The sequence below is a fragment of the Anatilimnocola aquadivae genome (assembly GCF_049819085.1).
GTDB lineage: Bacteria > Planctomycetota > Planctomycetia > Pirellulales > Pirellulaceae > Anatilimnocola.
The window spans coordinates 3,507,905-3,527,882 of sequence record NZ_CP187419.1 but is presented as its reverse complement, the minus strand read 5'-3'; the positions used below and the strand labels follow the sequence as shown (position 1 = coordinate 3,527,882).

Below are 19,978 nucleotides of genomic sequence, written 5' to 3'. Positions count from 1 at the left end.
GCGCCGCTAATATGTGCCGAAGAGGCGGCAAGCTACCATCATCGCAAGGGCTACCGAGGTGCTTCATCCAGTCGAAGTTTTGGCAGCGTTAATTACACCGGGCGTGCTCATTTCAGCCACGGCCCTGCTGCTGTTGTCCACGGCAAACCGCCTCGGACGCGTGAATGACCGAACTCAGGCACTGCTTGCCGACCTGGACGCGGAAAAGCCACCGTCGAATCCGGCGGACAACCAGAATTTAAAGGACGAACTGATCTTGAAGCAACTCGCCAGTTTGTTGAAGCGGCTGCTCTTGTTGCGTTCTGCGGTCACTGGAATGTATGTCTCAATTGCTCTCTTGGTAGTGACCAGTATCACGGCCGGGCTTCACGTGATCATTCCCCAGATCGTGAGCATGATCCCAATCTCTTTGGCGATGCTCGGAGCCATGGCCTTCCTTTACAGCATTGTCCTGCTGATTCGTGAGGCGGCAATTGCAGTCCATACGACCTTGGAAGAGATCGCCTACGCCGAAGGTCTGGTGGAATCTCGCAAATCGCTTCGCCAGCAGAAATGACGGCTTCCGCGGCCATCGTCCCTGCAGTTAGACGTCACCGTGGCGTTAGCTCATCAACGAGTGCTGCCAGCTCGGTAACGTCTTTGACCCCGACCACCGTCACAAAGCCTCGGTCGACCGGCCAAGTCGCGACAAGCTGTTTCCCGACCTCTACAAGGCAACAAGACTTTCCTGCACATTCAGTTCGAACCTGGGGTCGACTGCCGAACCAATCACCTTGTTCCTCTGTGTGTTCGAATAGCACGAAAGACGTTTGCCCTTCGCAGGAATAGTTCGTTTGCACACAGTCGCAGCAGGGCATTTTAATCGTGAGGCGTTCTTCTACCTGATGTTTAGCAAGTAGCGTGGGGGCCGCGATCGTTCGCCGGCGCAGGAACTTCGACGCTCCCTCCCGATCAACGACCTTCCCGTGGAACTGCTTGGCAAGAATCCCTTTTGCCTCAGCGTTTCCGCTGACGTACGCATCCAGGAACCGATTGAAGGATGTGACCATCAGCCGGTGATCATGCGCAGCTGGCTTTGGCACCCACAGCTGCCAGATCCCAACGGCAATCAAGAGCGTTGCTGCTACTCCCACAACTGCAGTCAGCCAACGCCTTCGCTGTACTAAATTCGGTGAAGCAACCCCATCTCGCGCCACGGCCCGTTGCACACTCCGGACTAGACCAGCCGGTGGTTCAGGGGCGGGCGACCTGCGGACGAGACCGGAGAGGGCTTCGTGCGACTCCAGCTGCTCGCGGCAGCTTTGGCAATGCGAAAGGTGTTCAACCACCTCATCTTCCTGGTCTCCCAGCAACTCACCGTCGTGGAATGCGGAGAGCAGCGGAATGACCTGTTCGCAGTTCATTGATTTTCAGGCGACCATCCGAGTCTGGTTAAATGCTCTCGAAGCTGTTGCCGCGCCCGATTGATCCGGGAAGCTACCGTGCCTGCTGGCAGATCCAGCATTTCAGAGATTTGCTCGTAGGTCAGTCCTTCCTCCTCACGTAAGATGAACACCACTTTCAGTTCCGGCTCGATCTGGGACAAGCCCAAATCTAACATTTCCCGGTCATCTGAATCAGCCGGTCGCGGCAGGTGAAAATCTTGCGGGTCCACCTTCAACACGGCTACCTTTCGGTTCGATCGACGGCGGATGTGTTGCAGCGATTCGTTGATGGCAATGCGGCAGAGCCAAGTCGCAACGGTCGAGAGCCCCTTGAACTGACCAATGTGCCGAAACACTTGCAGATAAACCTGCTGTGTCACGTCATCAACGTCATTCCGACCCACCAACCGGTACACAGTTCGATAGACCACCTCTTGCGTTTCCAGGACCAAATCTCGCTGAGCATCGGCGTCCCGCTCCTGGCACTTCGCCACAAGGCTAGACAGTCGATTAGATCGTACAATGCGTAAATGCTCCTCCTCTTGATCAGATGCCACAGCTGCTTCAAATCTTCTTGCTTTCGGCAGGGATTGTTGCGGGGACATGATTCGTAATCCAAATCTGGAAGAGGATTCAGCGGGCTAACGCCGAGTAGTCGCAGCAAACGCTATACCCTGCACAAGTTCGCCATCTGGCTCGATGCCGGCAGTAACTCGTTCAAATCGCTTGATTTGCTGTGCCGTTCCGCACGGGGCGCTGTGCGAAATCGCACGTTCAAGTGATCAGCGGATTACCTCGACAATTCTTTCGGATTTCAAGAAGAAAGCCCGGTTCACCGCATCGAATGTTGTGGTGAGGCAAATGGCGCGGCAAGCACAGTAGCCCGCCAATCCCACACATGGTTTTGGAATCATCGAGCTGCGTTTGGCTGAATCAGCCACGGTTCGAATGAAATATTTTTGCATTTCCGTTTGTCATTGGCGGAGCGGATGCGATCGTTCGTAGGAGCCCCAAGATGAAGAATTATGGTCGGTTTGTGTTCAGTGTGATGGCGATGGCCGCAATGGCGATGGTGGTTACACCCGCACTCGCTCAGAAGGACGCGGGCTCGAAAGCCCGTGGTGAACACAGCGTTCCCTTCTGGTCGTCGAAGGCTTCGCAGCGGCATTTTGAAGGAGCCCGCAATTACAGCAACGACTTCCGCGGTTACGTGCAAGCGAACCCGAAGCCGAGCCCTGTGGTTGTGAAGGAAGTGATGACCGGAATTGGCCACAACTTTGCTGAAGCCAAAAAGCACTTGGCTCAGATGAAGACGCACTACGCTGCGAACAAGTCAGCCGTGACCGCCATCGAGGGATTGGAAAAGCAATTGGTTGTCGCCTATGACCATCACGACAAGCTGATGGCCTGCTGCAACGACGCCACGTTCGATGCCATGAAGACCATGGCTTGCTGCGAAGACCTCGCGGCCGAGATGGACAAGATTCTCGACAGCCACACCAAGTTGATGGACTCGCTGGCTCCGAAAGCAGTCGCTCCAGCAAAGAAGTAGAACGGTAAACAAAACTGGCGGCGACCACCGTCGCCGCCGGGATGAACGAAGACGAGAGATTTACATCACCACTGGTGACAGCCCGCTCCTTGTGAGGAACCTCGACTGCCGCCCCTTTGAGAAGGAGAATGTCATGTCCAAGCTCATTTTCACCACGACTCTCGCTATCCTCGGCCTCGGGCTGATCGCGACAACTGCTGAAGCTGGTGGTCGCCGTCAATGTGGAGTGACATACGTCGCGCCTCCTGTGGCCGCCGCGCCGGTACAAACCGCCGCTGCTCAGCCGCAGGCGCAAGTGCAAGGTTACCGCGCCATGTCGTACGAACCGGCTACCCAGTTTGTCGCGCCGGTTTATCGGGGCACTCGGAACGGCGGTGGGGGCGGCCAGGATCTCTGGCGGTATCAGAAGACTGATCCGCGGAAGTATCGTTAACATCGTAGCGCCGATGATTGGCGGTGACCAAATAGGCGGCAATTGCCGCGAAACGCAACTCCCGTGAAAACCTCACTGGAGTTGCGTTGTTTCTTGTTGCGCTAGGTCAATCTTGCACAATCGACTTCTTAGCAGAACTGTTGAGCGATGCTAAATGGATCGTTTGAGAGTCGATGGCGGTATGGAAGTCGGCTCGCCAGAGCTGTTCTAGCTCGGCATGACCGCGCAGGTCGTACACCTCTCTAATGGAGGTTTCATGCCCATTCTTCATCGCGAGCTGAACAAATTCCAGAAACTTGGCCGGCGTGTCCCGCCTGCAAAGAAACGCCACCACGGATGCACTTTGCCCGTAGAACGCCGGAATCCGAGATGTAACGGGGTAATCGGTGACAGCTAGTAATTCTGCCGCATGAAATGCGTTGCGCTGGCTCAGAGCCAACTTCAGGTCGCGCTGGTGAAGTCGCCGTTTTTCCACACTATCAGCTAGTATCGCCATTCCTTCATCGGCCCAGCGAGGCAACTGCTTTCCGGCGAAGTAGTCTGCCACAAGCACATGAGTTAGCTCGTGAGCAAGAGCCGAAAGTTCGCCCGACTGTGTCGGCAGGAGGTCGACCTGACGCTTGGATACCAGTTCTTTTTCAAATTCCAGCCAACTGGACCCAAAGCTACTTTGACCGCCTCGTCCTACTGAGTTCACGAAACTGTTTCGTGAAGAATGGACGACAACTTGGCAGGTGACTTTCCACGAAATCGGCTCATCCTGCGGCCGCCAAGTCGCGAGTAGTCTATCACGCCATTGTTCGCAATGCAGAGCAATTTGTCGCGCGTCGTGTCCCTGCGATCGGCAGTCAATTTGAAAGTTGGCGCTAGTGGCATGGCGCGCTGTGCCACTAACAGCATGCTCGTCGGCCGTAAGGAGGACACACAAAAGCAGGCATGTCATTGCGAATTCCCGGTAACCACGATTCGATCGTAGTGCGGGAAATCAAATTCTGCGCCAGACCTCGATCTCGATCAACGAGAATAAAACAGGGTGTCGTCGCAACTTGTTTCTGACTATGCAGTTGCCTCTGAGCATGCGAACTATTTCGGACAAGGATGGCAAGTATTGGCTGCCCCCTCATTGCGCACTGATGCTCAGAAACTCCGCACGCCAAATATGAGCATCGAACTGAGTGGGTCGAAGCACATGCTCCAATCCCAGCTCAATCAGTTCCACCTCACGTGTCACTGTTTTTCGAATTGCGATCGTCGGGCGTCCAAAACCCATCCGCTCCTCGCGCCGGGATTGATGCGCGAGGCCCCGTCAAACTTGCGTCGGACCGACACATCGAAGCTAGATAGTGATTCCGATCTGTTGGCAGCTCCACTGCCAGGAGTAGAATTGCCTCCATACGCCGCGATCGAGTACGTTCAATGATCACGGCCGCAACGTAAGCGTCATGCCGGATTAAGGTTAGGTGTCGTAAAGTAATTCCGCATGTAGTCCGGTACATGGTCATGTTCCCGGCGGAAAACGAAACTGGTTGTTGCCGAGTTTCTCGCACGAGGTTGTTCGTGGAATTGCCGGCGCTAGGTTGCAGGATCGAGTCCTGCGTCTGCAGGATAATCTCCTTGATCTATGTGGAGGAAGATCTCAGGAAAGCTGCTGCTGCGAACGCTCGGATCGGATGATTCCCGGCGGCAACTGAATTGCCCATCGGCCGCGACGGCCGATTAGGTCGCATTCCTGATTGGCCTTGTTCACGATGACATCTGCAAAGAACTGAACTCAAGAAGCTCGGCATCCGTTCGATCAAGAAGAGCACCGTGCGGAATATTCTGAAAGCGGCAGGCATCGATCCTTGTCCGAAGCGGGCCAGCGCGACCTGGGACGAATTCGTGGCCCGGCACGCTACCAGTTTGTGGCAGTGCGACTTCTTCAGTCAAAAGGTTCTGACGATAACGGGAATTCGCGAAGTGTTCGTGCTGGCCTTTCTGCATGTCGAAACACGACGAGTCATTCTTTCGCCCGCAACACTTCATCCGAACGAGGCCTGGGCGGCTTCTCAGGCAGCAACGATTGTCGAGCAAGCGCGGTCGCAAGGCTTGGGGATGCGTTACGTGCAACGGGACCGCGATGGCAAATATGCAGGCATTGACGCGGCCTTGAAGCAGAAGCGAGTAAAGGCTCTCAAAAGAGCTGTTCGCACACCGAATGCGCGAGCCTTTGTCGAGCGGTTCATCGGCACCGTCCGCCGCGAGTGTTTGAACCATTTTCTGTTCTTCGGAACGCAGCATCTCGACAGTGTTCTGAAAACCTGGTTGAGCTTCTATCACAAGCATCGTCCACACCAGGGAAAAGAAAACGAGCTGCTCACTGGCAACCTTCGCATCACAAACTCCGAGTCTGCGGCCATCGCTGAAACGATTTCACTCAGCGACATTCGTTGTGAGCAGCAGGGCCTACTGAAAAGCTATCACCGCAAAGCGGCGTAGCTCGCGAATGTGTGACCTTCCACCGCAAATCATTCTCGACTTGCTGCGCCGGCGGTGCGCACTCCTTCTAAAATCGAATGCGAAAACAGCACGAAGTTCTCGTCAGTAATGCTCGGCCTCTCCAACTCGACTCTGCAAATCGAACAACAGACGGCCAATCGTGGCTTTCTGCCGTCTGTTTCATATCCGATCAATTAACTGCACCGGACGGCCACGGTCCGCGCAGCTAATTTGCAATACGCAGCTGGACCTGGATTTGTTTGGTGCTGGTGATGCTGGCGGGTGAACGCCAGCGTGGGGTTGTTGCGTATAGCGAGAGGCGTCGGTTTTCTTTCTGGGCGTGAGTCGGAGACTCTCGAATGCAACATGCAGATATTCCACGGGTGGCGACGATTGGCAAGGCGGCGGCGATGCAGCAATTGGTGCAGTCACTGGGCAACTTGCCAGACCCACGTACGGACCGCCGGCCGGTGCATTCGCTGACGAACATTCTGGCGATTGCCTTGTGCGCCATGGTTGCCGACTGCGACTCGTGGGAGGACATGGAGGATTTCGGGCACGAACGCCAAGCCTGGTTCGAAACCTTCCTCTCGCTCCCCCACGGCATTCCCTCGCGCGACACTTTCCGCCGTGTCTTCGCCCGCCTCCAGCCGAGGCCCTTTCAACAAGTGCTGGTCACGTTTATCGAGTCGCTGCGTGAACCCACTCCTGACGACGAAGGCGCCGACGATCAGCACTTCGCAATCGACGGCAAGACGTTGCGTTCGAGTTTCGACCGCGCCGCCGAACAGTCATCGCTGCATCTGGTGCAGGCAATGAATACCGGCACGCAGTTGATCGTGGCTCAAGCGCCGACGCATACCAACGGTGACGAAGAAGTGAAAAAAGGGAACGAAATCACGGCCATTCCGCAGGTTCTCGAACTGCTCGACCTCCGCGGCGCGGTCGTCACCATCGACGCCATCGGTTGCCAAACCAAGATCGCCGCGCAGATCGTCGCCGACGGCGGCAACTACCTGCTGGCCCTGAAGGACAATCACCCCACGCTGCATCGGCAAGTGCTTGAATACTTTCTGCAACTGCACGCTGAGCCGCTGCCAGGCGAGGTTTTTACGCTGGAGACTAACGAGCCTCGCGCCCGGGGACGCAACGAGGAACGTTACTACACCGCTGCGCCACTCCCGGCTGGGTTGTTCGGTCAAGACAACTGGGCGGGACTACAGTCGTTGGTACAAACCACGACCACGATCAAGCATGCCGACAAGACGACCATTGATAGTCGCTACTTCCTGAGTTCGCTCCCGCCCAGCGAGATTGAAAAGATCGCACGCTGCACGCGGCGGCACTGGTGGATCGAAGCGACCCACTGGGTGCTCGACGTGACGTTCGGCGAAGACGCCTCGCACGTCCACCAAGGCCACGCCGCGGAGAACCTCGCCACCCTCCGCCGGGGCGCGCTGGGCCTGCTCAAGGCCTATCAAAATAAACCGGCTCATTTCCGCAAAAAGACGCCCCCCAGCCTGAAATCGCTCCGCAAACAAGCCGGCTGGTCAACCACCGTTCTCGCAAACATCGTCACCCAAAGAACTTGAAGTGCGCGGACCGTGACCGGACGGCACATTCCTTCTAAAAAGCGAGGGCGAAAACGGCACAAAGTTCTCTTCGGTAATGCTAAGCCTCTCCAATTCGACTTCGCAAATCGAGCAACAGACTGCCAATTGCGGCTTTATGTCGACTGTTTTTATGTCCGATCTATTAATTGCACCGGACGATTTCCGGATAGGTTACTACTGCTCGAACACGACGAGACCAATTTTTGCAAAGCTTATCCAAAATCAATTTCGCGCCACGTATCTTTAACGACTTCACCATTCCTGACTAAAATGCTCGCATGGAAAGCTCCTGCCAGGAAGTGCAGTCGTGCGGGAATCTCCTCTTCCTTGCAATCAGCTAATAGCTCTGCCTTTCTGTCTTCAGAGAATGTAAATTCAGCCTCTACGACGTACTCGCGACTTTTATCAGGAACAGGAGTTACGCTAAGTACCGAATGCCGGTCATATGCATAGCTACTCAACACATATCCAATCGCAATTGTACTCGCGGCATCCATCGGAAGCTCAGTCACAAATCACCCCCCACTTTCGAAGAAGTTGCCTCATGGTTTCTGTGACCTGAAGACTTTTGTCAATTTTTTTGAGTTCAACCCATTGCTCTTCGCCCTCAATTCTACTCCATATGCCACGTGACCGAACAAAAGTGGCCGCCAAGTGCTCGCGAACAGGTTGTGGTAGTTGACCGTATCCTGTTGGGCCATAATGCAAATACGTTAGCGCATGACCAATTTCATGGAACACCGCCCGAATGGTCGGATTTGAAGGCAGTATGATTGTTGGACGACCTTTCAAGACAGAAAACCCACCGGCATTGCCATTGAGATGACGTTCGCCATTAGTGATCAAATCAATTCCATGCCGTTGCAAATAGGTCCTTAGTTGATCTAGGTTCTTCCATATTGCACCGGCCGCCGAACCTGTAAAATCTAACAGTACACCTAAAAGCTCGTTGTCCGAAACATTTTTACCAGCTTTTGTATATGTTTCCCTGAGTTTGACTACTTTTTCCGTTACATCGATTGTCTTGTCACCGCATTTGGCGATGTACTTCGTTTTTCGCCACAAGCCCCAGCCTTCCTTCACAACATCTACGGCAATGCCAGCTCCGTGCCCAAGGCCGAATGTTGCCAACTCCCACTGTAGGTTTTCAATCTGGTCTCCGATTTCATTCCAAATCGCAATGGCGAATTCGCTTGCGATAATACTCCCGCGGATATCAATATGATCCAAGATTCGACCGTGGCCCGGCCTCAGAGTTTGTCCGGTCGCATACGCTCCGTCTAAAGCTTGCTCCGCCGTTTGAGCAGGAGATGCAATGCCACCGGTTTCGAGTCCATTCGGGTCGACTCGGTCAACTGGACGATTCGATGTATATCTGGAGAGGTTTTGATCACCACCAGCAAATCCAATCGGGTCTTCATTCATCCACCTTCCCACTGATGAGTCGTACCAACGGTTCCAGTTGTATTGGAGACTGAAGGTAATTTCGAAGGGCCGCGCGGTGTAGCCGAGGAAGGAGGTGATGCCGGTGGAGAAGGTGAGGGTGCCAAAGGAGTCGTAGATGCGGTGGCCGGTGTCCACGGTAGTAGTGAGGCCGGCATCGTAGGCGACGAAGTCGCGCGGGGTGCCGAGGTGGTCGGTGAGGCCGAAGTTGGGTGTGGAGCCGTGGGTGATATCGGCGATGAGTTGGTCGACATTTGGTCCCCAACTGTAGATGTGGGAGAGATCGCTACCATCGTCGCCGTTGATTTCAAGGGAGAGCTGGTTGCCTTCGTAGGCGAAGTAGGAATCGATGGCGGCGGTACCGCCGGGGCCGTCGGAATCGACCGAGCGGCGAATCCAGCGGTTGAAAACGTCGTAACTGTTTTCCACGACGCTGAGCACGTTGCTCATGTCGTCCTTCTCGGTCACGGCAACGAGGCGATTGCGATGATCCCAAGAGTATTCGGTGACGTAACTGGTGCTGATGTTGGTGCGGGTTAAGCGGTTCCCTTCGTTGTCGTAGGTGTAGTTATAAGTGCCGTCGGATTGGAGTTGGTTGTTGGTGCCGGTGGTGTAACCGGTGTCTCGGTTGCCGTTGGCGTCGTAATCGTAGGTCTCGTCGGTCGAACCAGTGTGATCGGCGTCGATCAACTGATCGGTGTCGTCGTAGTCGTACTGGCTCAGGCCATCGAGGAACGAATCGATTTCAATGATGCGGCTCGCGGCATCGTAGGCGTAGTCGTAGCCTGCCCAGGTTGTGTCCCCAGTAGCGTGAATGATGCTGGCGAGCCGGTTCAATCCGTCGTAAGTGAAAGCAGTATCGACTACAGCAATTGGCGTTGTGTTGTCGCCTACGAAACCTGTGATAAAGTGGAACTGCCCCAGCTTGTTGTAGCTGAACTCGGCGTGATGCCAGAAGTCGGCTTCTTCATCGCTGCTGCGGGTCAACTGCGTGAGCCGATTCAAATTGTCGTAGACGAAGTTGCTCGTTAGCGCTTCGGTCGTACCGAAGGCCCACTCCGTTTGCGTTCGGTTTCCCGCCACGTCGTACTGCTGACCAAGCGTGATCGTGTCGAAATAGCCTGCGAAGGTCATCGTCTCGTTCGTTACGCGGCCCAGGTCGTCGTAGGTGTAATAGTTGACCGCCGCTGGGTCGTTGGCTGCAGTCAGCTGGCCAGCCAGGTCGTACTCGAACGTCAGAATCCGCTGGAGATTGGTGTTGGTGAGCGCCGACGTATTGGCCACCAGCGGTTCGACGTTTTCACCCGCCAGGCTCCCTTCGAAGGTGATCGTAAACGGCCCGCCGGCGGAACCGCTCACACTCACCGCGTCGATATTGGAGAGCGCCTCAAGCGCCGTTTCGACCTCACCCGCCGTGGCATCCCAGTCGAGCGCGGTGGTGGTCTGGCCGCTGAAGGTCAGCGTGAAGGTGCCGCCGTCGGCGTTGCTGATGGTCACTTCCTGTACCTCGTTGGTCGACGAACCCTCATAAGAAGTCGTCTCATTCTCCGTGGGAGCGCCGATCCCATTATAGACGGCTGAAGCGTCAATGGTTATCTGCGCCACATCGGTGCCCGCGAGCCCTCCCGTGAACGTGACTTCCCATTCCTGGTAGTAGCCGTAGTTTTGCCACTTCGTAACGGAGACCTCACCAGAGCCAATATTGCTCAGCGCTTCCAGAGCCGCTTGCACCGTCCCGGCACTGGCGTTGTAAGCGATCGCCGAGGTTGTCTGCCCGTCAAATGTCAGCGTAAACGTGCCGGAAGTCATATCGGCCGAGTAATCGTAGAAGCCCACATACTGAACTTCATTCGTCGAACTCCCTTCGGTGTAAGTATAAACCGACGACGACGGGAACGTGCTGTTCGCCCACCACTGCTCCTGCGTCTTCCGGTACAGATTGTCGTAGTCGAACAGCACCACCCGCCCCAGCCGATCCGTTCGCTGCGTGAGGTTGCCGACGGCGTCATACCCAAACGACCGGCTCTGGCTCAGCGCGTTCGTCTCCTGCGTCACCCGATTGTGCGCGTCATAAGCCCACGACGTGGTGTTCGCCTCCGGGTCCGTCAGCCCAGTCCGATTACCGTTACTGTCGTAAGTAAAACTGGTCACGCCCGCCAGCGGGTCCGTCACCGCAGTGGTTCGGTTCAAAAAGTCATACGCATAACTGGTGACCTTCGCCAGCGGACTCGTCGCCGTCAGCAGATTGCCGCTCGCATCGTACGTGTAGCTCGTCACCGGCGCGGCCAGCCCGCCAACTCCATCCGGATCAGGCTGCGTGAGCGTGAGGAGCCTGCCCAGCAAATCGTAATCGTAGGTCGTGATGCGCCCCAGCGGATCGGTCGTTTCCTGCAGCTGACCGGCGGCATCGTATTCCCACTCGGTGACCGGCGAAGTGAGCCCGCCAACTCCATCCGGATCGGGCTGCGTCAATTCCACCAAATTGTCGAGGTCGTCGTAAGCGTAGGCGGTCACGTTGCCGCGCGGGTCGGTCATCGTCAGCTTGCGACCGGCCGCATCGTAGGTGTAGCCGATCTCCGGCGCGGCGAGCGGCCCGCCCCCATCGGGATCGGCCAGGGTAACGAGAATCAGCCGGCCCAGATCGTCGTAATCGTACTCCGTCACGCGGTCGAGCGGATCGGTGACGCTGATCAGTTGCCCGGCGTCGTCGTATTCGTAATCCGTTTCCGGCGCTGCCTGTCCACCGGCACCATCCGGATCGGGCTGAATGACCTTCACCTGCCGGTTCCGCGCGTCGTATTGATACTCGGTGACATTCCCGAGCGGATCGGTCGTGAACCGCAGGCTGCCAACCTTGTCGTACTCGAACTCGGTCAGGGCATAGGTGAGTGGCCCGCCCCCATCGGGATCGGGCGCATAAATCTTGACCAGGCGATTCAGGTCGTCGTATTCGTAAGTCGTGGTGTTGCTGTTGGCATCGACTTCTTCAATCAGATTGCCCCCGGCATCGTATTCGCGATAGAGAGTCGTGGTGGAATACACATACTCGCTGGGCCCATCAGCATCCGGCAGAGTAACAGTAATTTCCCGGCCGAAATTGCCGTAGGCATAGGTCGTTTCTTCGCCGCGCGCACCGATCGTCCTGGTGACGCGTCCCAATGCGTCGTACTCGGTGACGAGCACCGGCGAACTGAGCGTGGGGGTTGCGCCATCAGGATCGGGCAGCGTCGTTTGGGTGAGCCTGCCGTGTAGGTCGTACAAGAAACTGGTGACTCGCCCCAGCGGATCGGTCACGCTCTCGATTTGATCGCCCGCGTTGTATGCGTAAATCGTTTCGGTGAGGTTCGTGTCGCCATCGTGATCCGGCAAATCGACCTGCGTTTGATTGCCGCGGGCATCGTAGTGATAGGCCGTTTCGCGGCTGAGCGGATCGATGGTCTTGATCAGTTGATTCAGGCTGTTGTAAACGCTTTCGATCTCCGGGCTGGTGTAAACCACCCCGCTCCCATCCGGATCGGGCAGAATGGTCTTCACCAGGCGACCGTACAGGTCGTGCTCGAATTCGGTTTCCCGTCCCAACTCGTCCGTGACTTTGGTCAACTGATCATCGGCATCGTAGTCATACACCACTTCCGCTTCGAGCGCCGTCCCCACTGCATAGCGAACGAGCGTGAGGTTCCCGTGCCCGTCGTACTCGAACTCAGTGATTCGTCCGAGTGCGTCTTCAACACTGGCGAGCGAACCTGCCGGCGGATCGGTGCCGAGGCTAGGAGTTCCGTAGTAGGTGAACTCCGTGATGACGTCGTCCGTTTCCAGGTTGATCAGATCGTCAAACTCACCAACGACGCGAATTTCAGCATCTACCAAACCTGTCGTTATATTCAATGTGTAAAAGATCAGATTGCCGTTTCGATCCTCGTACTCATACGGAACATTCAAATATGAGTCGTAGACCCAGCTCTCCGTTGTACCGTCCGGATAAGTAACCTCCTCGAGATTTCCGTTAGAATCGTACTGATACTCGGTAATCGGAGTGGGCTGGTAACCTAACGGCCCGTCGGGACGAGGGTCAGTTTGCCTTGTAATGCGGCCATCGTCATCTCGTTCGAACAGCGTGACATTGCCATCTTCATCGATTATTTCTAGCGGTAAGCCGAATCGGTCAACCTTAATAACACTAGTGTTTCCCAAGGCGTCGGTAAAAGCGCCCGCCGCATCATCCGCTGGATACATTGGCGACGGGTTCCCCCCTGCAAACACGGTCGACCACGTGAAGAAACGCTTTGTGCATGCGATTGGCATGTCGCCGGTAGACGCCACCGAGCACGTGCTTCAAATCTGTGGCTCCGAGGACCGTCCAGAGCCGGACACTCAAATCGGCACCCTCGTGTGCGGATGCTGCTCGCTTTGCTTCAACCTGGTCCCCATCAAGCGTGTTGAGGGCTAGTCACTTGGATACAAACAACATGCGTCCTGATGAACGCTCCTTCCGCGATCACATCGCAGCTGGAGCGTTCCAACTCGGGGCTCACCAAGGCCGTTGGAAGCTCGGATCAATCGCTTGGCCAATCGTGCAGATTGCCGTCGCAGCGGCAACTCGCGAAGGAGCGCCCAACGAATACTGGTTTCGCTTCGATTGCAGCGGATATTCGCAAGATGCTCCCACGGCCCGACCGTGGGATCACGAAACTGACCAACCGCTTCCGTTCGGTCGTTGGCCAAATGGTGCGTCACGGATTCCAGCGGTCTTCAGGACAGATTGGAAGGATGGCACATGCCTATACCTGCCTTGCGATCGAATCGCTGCGGTCGGGCATGACAACTGGCGAAATGAATACCCCGCACTTCAATGGTCGCCAAGCCGAGGTGTAGTCCTTTACTTGAACGAACTTCATTCACTACTCAATTCAAGCGACTACAAAGGAGTGCGTGGTGGCTAAGCCGCTAATTCGATTCCACCGCAGTTTTTGGCTGCGCTGCATGATGGAGCTTCATGCCAGAAGCCACGGTCGGCATGAATCCGGGTGTTTTATTCTCGGGAATGTAAACCGTCACAAACGGCAAGCTCGCCGTTGCGTGTTCTACGACGAGCTTGACCCGCATGCGTATTCGAGCGGCGTGTGCATCTTACAAGGCAACTCGTTTACTCGCCTTTGGGAAATCTGCCGCACAGAAAAACTGACCGTCGTCGCCGACATTCACACGCACCCTGCCGGGGCGTTTCAAAGCGAGGCGGATCGAACAAACCCCATGATTGCCCGAGCAGGGCATCTTGCGATCATCGTTCCGAATTATGCATCTGGACGGATCTGGCGTCATCGGCTTGGCGTGTTTCAGTACGAAGGCGACCATCGTTGGACCAACCTCAGTGGTTGGCAAGCAAGATCCGTCCTTAAAGTCACCTGGAGTTTTATATGATTTCCGATGTGATGCCTTTGACCAGTGTAGACAGCGGGCTGCCCAGTGCAGACACGCTCAATCGCGTCGTCAAAATCGCAATTGATAGCAGCGAGGTCGCAACCGTTGCCGCCGGGTATGAGCTGCTTCGCACGTACCGCGTTGGCGTTCGTGTCGGCCCAGAGGTTCAGAAATCTCCTGCGCATCAGGCGGCCCTGCTCACGATCGTCAATATCGCGCGCCGTGCCCTGCTCGGTGGCGTCTACATCGAAGGGAGTCTCGACACTCCGCTGCGGGTTTCGGTACCTGGTCATCGAACCCTTGCGGGAGCCGTTGCTGCCCTCGGCGGGCAAATCGTCCCCGAAATTGCCGAAACGATGCCGACCTTGATTCTGGGCAATGTCGCACGCGCGTCGAACGAGCATCCGGTTTGCCTGCATGTCGTCTTCAGGGATTGGCGTGGAGGTGTTTTGCCACACACCGAATCTTTCTCAACATCGGCGCAGAACGCGATTACGCCAGCAGCGACTCTTGCTGCGGCTATTGCCGTTTCAGAGGTCTTCCAAAACTTGAGAGGCAACCCGATGGCCGGTCGGCGGAGCGTCGGTCTTTCGCTTTGGAGCCCGGCGTCTGTTGATTGGTTGAATGCTCCGACCGGTCCGGCTGATATCGTTCTGCCGTCGAACCTATGGCTTATCGGGCTTGGCCATCTTGGGCAGGCTTATCTGTGGGTGCTCGGCCTGCTGCCCTATGCGGCCTCTTCCGAGGTCATGCTCTATCTACAGGATTTTGATCGGCTTGCGGAATCGAACGACAGCACCTCTCTCCTCACCAGCGGCAAACTAATTGGTCGCCTAAAAACCAGGGCAATGGCGGAGTGGGCGGAGGCCCGTGGGTTCAACGCAAGAATCATCGAGCGACCATTCCCTGGCGGAATGAAGGTTTCCGATAAACAACCTCGATTAGCCCTTGGTGGAGTCGACAACCCTCAAGCGCGAGCCGCATACGAAGACGCTGGATTCGATTGGATTGTTGAAGCTGGCTTGGGGGCTGGACCAGCGGAATACCTTGCTCTGCGATTGCACACATTTCCAGCATCGACTACAGCACGCCGGAAATGGGGTGACGTTGATGCACATCGCTCACCGCCGCCTAAAGTTGCTGCATATCAAAATCTGTCGGCCCAGGGCATGGATGACTGCGGCTTGGTGCAACTTTCAACCCGATCAGTCGGCGCGCCCTTTGTCGGCACGGTCGCAGCATCACTTGTAGTAGCCGAAGTTCTGCGATTCTTAAACGGTGGTTGCGTCTCTGAAGTGATCGATATGACACTTCGCGACCCAGGTAGTCGCAGCATAGTGCCATCAACCCAGAACCTGAACGGATTCAATCCAGGATTTACCTACTAGACCTCCTCATTAACCGTAAGTCACATCAAGTTGGGCGTTGCCCTTCGGGCCGGGCTCCTCCGGGCTTCGCTGCCGCTTCGGTCCGGCTGCTAAAACAGCCGGACTGCTTCGCACCCTGCACATCCCTAACGCGGCGGGCGATTCCGGTTTGAGGATGCCTGATCGAGTTCAGTGGTAGCCGTGAAATCGATCCGCAACCGCCCCGCGCTCGCCTTGCTCACTCCCACTGCCTGACTCGCCGCTGTCAGCTTTGGCCGCCCCACCTATTCGCAAGCCTCTCACCGCGTCAAGGTCCGCTCGCTCTGCTCGCTGCTGCTTGGCCTGCGGCCAAGGCTCCACCTTGACCCGGCGTCGGCCTGCCCACTCCGCTCCGCCTGGCGACCAGGCACTGACTGCGGCTCGGATCACTTCGTTTTCATCGGGTTCCGTTGGCATATCCGGGCCTTGTGCCAAAACAACACTGATTTTCGCGACTTCGTGATTGCCCGCATCCTGGAGGTCCGTAGCACAAAGCCTTCCGACGCTGAGTCCAGCGCCGATCAAGGTTGGCATCGGTCCGTCACGCTCAAGATTGGCCCTCACCCCCAACTCACCGACAGCGCGCCAAGTGATCGAGCTCGACTACGGCATGGAGAATGGCATTGTGGCAATTACGACCAGAGCTTGCCTGTCGACCTATTTTGAGCGATCCCTTGGATTGGATCTCGATCCCGCGAAAGTCCCCCCGGATCGCCAGCAACTTGTTCTGCTCAATCGAGAGGAAGTTGACGCCGCCCGGGCCGGCACGACTTGCTGATCGAAACGGGGCTCTGCCCCGGACCCCGGGGTTTTGCGAGGCATGGCTCGCATCGAAGAGGGGCGGGATGGGCGGATGCTTGCGATCATCCGCCAGAACATGCTTCGCATCGCTCGCCGTGAAAGTCGTCTTTCGCGGTACTCACGCTCTCGGGCCACGCCTCTGAGCCACCAGTACCGCGAACATGGGTGCTCGTGAACGGGCTAAGTCTACTCGCCCATTCATCGAAGTTGGGACTCACCGCACGAGAAAGCTGGAAAAGACTCGTCTTTAGAAAAGTTCAAATCCCGTCAACACTTGAATTTGCTGGTACTTCGTGCAACTCGTTGTGACAGCAAGGATTAGGCCCTGGCAAAGCAATTCGCCTCATCCGGGTAAGATCGGAGTGACAGGATTTGAACCTTCGATGTCTTGGTCCCGATTTAGGCGTACTGTAGCAATGTGTAGTTAATTGCCAGGAGCCGGGCAACATTCAACGCGATTTCGCGAGGTTTGCCTTCGCCTAGCGAAAAGGCTGAAATCTGCAAATTCATCGCAAAAGTGGGGGCCCAAGAGCCATCGATAAACTTTGTTTGCTACTTGTCGTCAGCCAGGATGACGACGATGTTGGGACGGGGCTCAGCTGCGCTCGCTACCAATGCCTGTGAGCAAAGCGCTGCCAGGAAGAAGAGTTTGTTCATGTGGTCCCCTTATTCTCCCGGAAACTCCGGTTCAATCTTCAGAAGTTCTGGATGCGAGCAGAATGGCGCGGCGGGTAATCCGTCTCGGTTATACAGACAACATTGGCGTGGGTTGATTGCGTAGGCGTAACGCACGGCTACTGGTCTTGGCACATGCTCGTTGCGAACGATGACTGTCGCGCCGTGAATCGTCGCTTCGGCCGGATGCCAGGTTTGCTCCTGGTCCGCCAACTCGAAGTGCATCAAGGAAAGTTCCCGATCTTCTTTGGGTTCAGCTAGACCGTCCTTGGTCGCAGCAATCAGACCGCTCTCGGCGTGTTTAAAGATCACAACGGCGCGGCCGTCCGCGATCTCCACACGCTCAAACAATGGTCCGCTAGACGCCAACTTTTGACTGTACTCATTGGCAAGAGCCAACCGCGCGAGTCGCTCTCCGACATCCTTCTTGTTCGGGGGGTGAATGTCCTCGTGAAATAGATCAATGGTGACCGCCATTCCCGAGTGTGGCAGGTCTGAGCTCAAACGCTGTTGCTCACGAAGATAGGGCCAACCTGCCCGAGCGCCGCTGCCAGGAAGTTGGACGAAGTAGAAAGGCAGAGCGTCGTTCCCCATTTCGGCTCGCCAACCGCTGATTAGGGCCCGCATCTTGTGCCGGTAGTCGCGGGGATCTTCGCCATCGCCACAGTTCGATTCCCCTTGATACCAGATCACGCCGCGCACGGCGAACCGGTTGATCGGCGCCAGACGCGAATGAAACAGCCGTCCGGGCAACCAATTCGCATCGCGGGCTCGAACGCCGCCGGGAAGTTTCCAGATGCCAGGCAGATCCTCTTGATCCCCCAATTCCAATTCGCGCAGCAGTGTAGGATGGTCCTTGAACGCGGCCCGCGGGATAAACGGTTCAATCGGAGTTCCGCCGCGTGAGGTATCAATGATTCCAATCGGAACGTCCAGATGTAGTTGCAACTTTCTCCCGAAGTAATATGCTGCCGCTGAGAATCCTCCGACCGTATTTGGCGAGCACACTGACCACCCGGCTTTATTAGGAACGTCCTTTCTCGGCACAGAAGACCCCGGCTCGTCGATTCTCAGGAACCGGATTGTCGGGAACTTCGCTGCTGTTATATCCGCTTCAGTCTGTGTGAAGTGTTTGGCCACTGCCTGGACGTTCATGGCCATGTTGGACTGGCCGCTCGCGTGCCAAACATCCCCCACAACGATATCGGCAACGGCCACGGTCTCGCCATCACAGGAAGCAATAAGTTCACGGGCTGCATCACTCGCCGCTAGTGGTTTGAGGATCACCTGCCATGTGCCGTTATCGTTCACTCTCGTGGTAGTACTTTGGCTCGCGAACTGAACCGCAACAACCTCACCTTTATCAGCCCATCCCCAGACCACAACCGGGCGTTCTCGCTGCAAAACCATGTGGTCGCTGAAGATCCCGGCCAACTTTAATTCCGCGTTCGCATTCGAGTAACAACTCAACCACTGTAAAACGGGCATCAGAGCGATACAAATGCGAATAGCTTGGCGCCATCGAACTTTCAAGAATGGTTGCATCATCGTATTTTTGTTCAGGAGTTCATTTGCCAAATCGTGCAGGTCAAAACTGTTTTAAAGCAGACCTAGGCAAGATACGTCACCAGCGATTACCCGGCGACAGGCAATGACTGAAACAACGCCAAATTTTGTCGCCCAAATCGCCAGCCACAGGAGCACGAACTCAGCGAAAGATCAGACCGGCTGAGGCAGGCCTAAGATGATGAGACGGGGAGTCTTGTCGCGCCTTGGAAGCTTGCGAACTTCGTGAAAAAGTCGCCCAACGAACACATTGAAGATCGCATGGCCGCCGAGGCGGTTGCTTGGTTAGAGCAGACCAAAGACAAACCCTTCTTCTTGAATTATTGGATGATCAGCGTGCATGCGCCATTCGATGCGAAAAAGGCCAACATCGAAAAAACCTCGCCCGCCTCAATCCGAAGGATGCGCAGCGCAGCCCGACATATGCGGCAATGATCGAAAGCATGGACGACGCCATCGACACGTTGCTCGACGGCCTAGATCGCCTGAAGCTGGCGGCCGACACGATTATCATCTTCACCTCCGACAACGGAGGAAACATGTACAACGAGATCGACGGAGCTGCGCCTACCAGCAACCGCCCGCTGCGCGGCGGCAAGGCGACGATGTTTGAGGGGGGCACGCGTGTGCCGGGCGTCGTCGTCTGGCCCGGCATCACATCTGCTGGCAGTCACAGCGACGCGATTATCCAGAGTGAAGATTATTAACCAACGCTACTCGAAGGTCTCGCGCTCAAACCTGCACCAGGTCAAAGTTTCGACGACTCGAGCATTCTCTCGGCTTTGAAAGGCGATGCGCTCGACGGCAAAGCCGTGTTCCAACTTTTCCCGCACGCGCCTGGAGCACCCGACTGGCTCCCGCCCACCATTTCCGTTCATCGCGGTGACTGGAAGCTTATCCGTATCTTCCACGGTGGCGAGCACGGGGCGCATCGCTACCTGCTCTTTAATCTCCGCGACGATCTCGGAGAGAAGAACAAGCTCGTCGCGCAGGAGGCGGAACTCGTGACAAAGCTCGATGCGATGATCGAGATATTTCTTGCTAACACGAAAGCCGTGTTGCCCATCGCGAATCCTGCGTTTGATCCAACGAAGTATCGACCTGAACTGGAAGGCAGGCAGCAGCCGAAGGCCAAAGCGAACGCCTCCACCAAAGGCCGGTGAAAGCAA

Annotated in this window: 17 protein-coding genes; 11 read left to right on the top strand and 6 right to left on the bottom strand. The window is 56.2% G+C overall.

What is annotated here, in order from left to right; genetic code table 11:
• The first annotated feature begins 13 nt into the window (after positions 1–13).
• Complete coding sequence (locus NA78x_RS14320; protein ID WP_425619128.1) at positions 14–556, top strand: DUF2721 domain-containing protein; 543 nt, start codon at positions 14–16, stop codon at positions 554–556.
• A 34-nt stretch (positions 557–590) separates the two neighbouring features.
• On the opposite strand, the gene NA78x_RS14315 is transcribed toward NA78x_RS14320, so the two are convergent.
• Together NA78x_RS14315 and NA78x_RS14310 are read right to left on the bottom strand one after the other, a co-directional pair.
• A complete protein-coding gene (locus NA78x_RS14315; RefSeq protein ID WP_425619127.1) occupies positions 591–1,403 on the bottom strand; it encodes an anti-sigma factor family protein in 813 nt (270 codons plus the stop codon).
• Positions 1,400–2,029, bottom strand: a complete 630-nt coding sequence (locus tag NA78x_RS14310) for an RNA polymerase sigma factor (RefSeq protein ID WP_425619126.1) — start codon at positions 2,027–2,029, stop codon at positions 1,400–1,402. Before NA78x_RS14310 ends, NA78x_RS14315 begins: the two co-directional genes overlap by 4 nt.
• A 410-nt stretch (positions 2,030–2,439) precedes the next feature.
• On the opposite strand from NA78x_RS14310, the gene NA78x_RS14305 reads away from it, so the two are divergent.
• Together NA78x_RS14305 and NA78x_RS14300 are read left to right on the top strand one after the other, a co-directional pair.
• On the top strand, positions 2,440–2,976 hold the full coding sequence (locus tag NA78x_RS14305) for a hypothetical protein (RefSeq protein WP_425619125.1): 537 nt from the start codon (positions 2,440–2,442) through the stop codon (positions 2,974–2,976).
• 133 nt (positions 2,977–3,109) lie between these two features.
• The gene (locus tag NA78x_RS14300; protein ID WP_425619124.1) at positions 3,110–3,409 is read left to right on the top strand and encodes a hypothetical protein; all 300 of its coding nucleotides are present in this window, start codon (positions 3,110–3,112) and stop codon (positions 3,407–3,409) included.
• A gap of 106 nt (positions 3,410–3,515) precedes the next feature.
• Here the strand turns inward: NA78x_RS14300 and NA78x_RS14295 are convergent, their stop codons facing one another.
• Positions 3,516–4,106: a hypothetical protein gene (locus tag NA78x_RS14295; RefSeq protein ID WP_425619123.1), complete on the bottom strand. Its 591-nt coding sequence runs from the start codon at positions 4,104–4,106 to the stop codon at positions 3,516–3,518.
• 1,112 nt (positions 4,107–5,218) lie between these two features.
• Between NA78x_RS14295 and NA78x_RS14290 the strand changes: the two genes are divergently transcribed.
• Positions 5,219–5,887 carry an integrase core domain-containing protein gene (locus NA78x_RS14290; protein ID WP_425619122.1) on the top strand — a complete coding sequence of 223 codons (669 nt, stop codon included), beginning with the start codon at positions 5,219–5,221 and terminating at the stop codon, positions 5,885–5,887.
• A gap of 359 nt (positions 5,888–6,246) precedes the next feature.
• Positions 6,247–7,479: an ISAs1 family transposase gene (locus NA78x_RS14285; protein ID WP_425613630.1), complete on the top strand. Its 1,233-nt coding sequence runs from the start codon at positions 6,247–6,249 to the stop codon at positions 7,477–7,479.
• 233 nt (positions 7,480–7,712) lie between these two features.
• Here NA78x_RS14285 and NA78x_RS14280 read toward each other — a convergent pair whose 3' ends face one another.
• Together NA78x_RS14280 and NA78x_RS14275 are read right to left on the bottom strand one after the other, a co-directional pair.
• A complete protein-coding gene (locus NA78x_RS14280) occupies positions 7,713–7,997 on the bottom strand; it encodes a hypothetical protein (protein WP_425619121.1) in 285 nt (94 codons plus the stop codon).
• Positions 7,998–8,004: 7 nt separating this feature from the next.
• A complete protein-coding gene (locus NA78x_RS14275; protein WP_425619120.1) occupies positions 8,005–13,176 on the bottom strand; it encodes an RHS repeat-associated core domain-containing protein in 5,172 nt (1,723 codons plus the stop codon).
• Positions 13,177–13,409: 233 nt separating this feature from the next.
• Between NA78x_RS14275 and NA78x_RS14270 the strand changes: the two genes are divergently transcribed.
• The 3 genes from NA78x_RS14270 to NA78x_RS14260 are packed head-to-tail and all read left to right on the top strand — an operon-like array spanning position 13,410 to position 15,749.
• On the top strand, positions 13,410–13,883 hold the full coding sequence (locus tag NA78x_RS14270; protein ID WP_425619119.1) for a DUF7665 family protein: 474 nt from the start codon (positions 13,410–13,412) through the stop codon (positions 13,881–13,883).
• A complete protein-coding gene (locus NA78x_RS14265) occupies positions 13,876–14,361 on the top strand; it encodes a Mov34/MPN/PAD-1 family protein (RefSeq protein ID WP_425619118.1) in 486 nt (161 codons plus the stop codon). The genes NA78x_RS14270 and NA78x_RS14265 overlap by 8 nt, the downstream gene beginning before the upstream one ends.
• Positions 14,358–15,749: a hypothetical protein gene (locus NA78x_RS14260; protein ID WP_425619117.1), complete on the top strand. Its 1,392-nt coding sequence runs from the start codon at positions 14,358–14,360 to the stop codon at positions 15,747–15,749. The genes NA78x_RS14265 and NA78x_RS14260 overlap by 4 nt, the downstream gene beginning before the upstream one ends.
• 1,485 nt (positions 15,750–17,234) lie before the next feature.
• Here the strand turns inward: NA78x_RS14260 and NA78x_RS14255 are convergent.
• The gene (locus NA78x_RS14255) at positions 17,235–18,791 is read right to left on the bottom strand and encodes a sialate O-acetylesterase (protein WP_425619116.1); all 1,557 of its coding nucleotides are present in this window, start codon (positions 18,789–18,791) and stop codon (positions 17,235–17,237) included.
• Between the two features lie 243 nt (positions 18,792–19,034).
• On the opposite strand from NA78x_RS14255, the gene NA78x_RS14250 reads away from it, so the two are divergent.
• The 3 genes from NA78x_RS14250 to NA78x_RS14240 all read left to right on the top strand — a co-directional run bounded on the left by NA78x_RS14250 (position 19,035) and on the right by NA78x_RS14240 (position 19,972).
• Entirely contained in the window at positions 19,035–19,244 is a 210-nt protein-coding gene (locus tag NA78x_RS14250; RefSeq protein ID WP_425619115.1) for a hypothetical protein, read from the top strand.
• Between the two features lie 8 nt (positions 19,245–19,252).
• A complete protein-coding gene (locus tag NA78x_RS14245; RefSeq protein ID WP_425619114.1) occupies positions 19,253–19,516 on the top strand; it encodes a sulfatase-like hydrolase/transferase in 264 nt (87 codons plus the stop codon).
• Positions 19,517–19,591: 75 nt separating this feature from the next.
• Positions 19,592–19,972 carry a hypothetical protein gene (locus NA78x_RS14240; protein WP_425619113.1) on the top strand — a complete coding sequence of 127 codons (381 nt, stop codon included), beginning with the start codon at positions 19,592–19,594 and terminating at the stop codon, positions 19,970–19,972.
• Positions 19,973–19,978 lie beyond the last annotated feature (6 nt).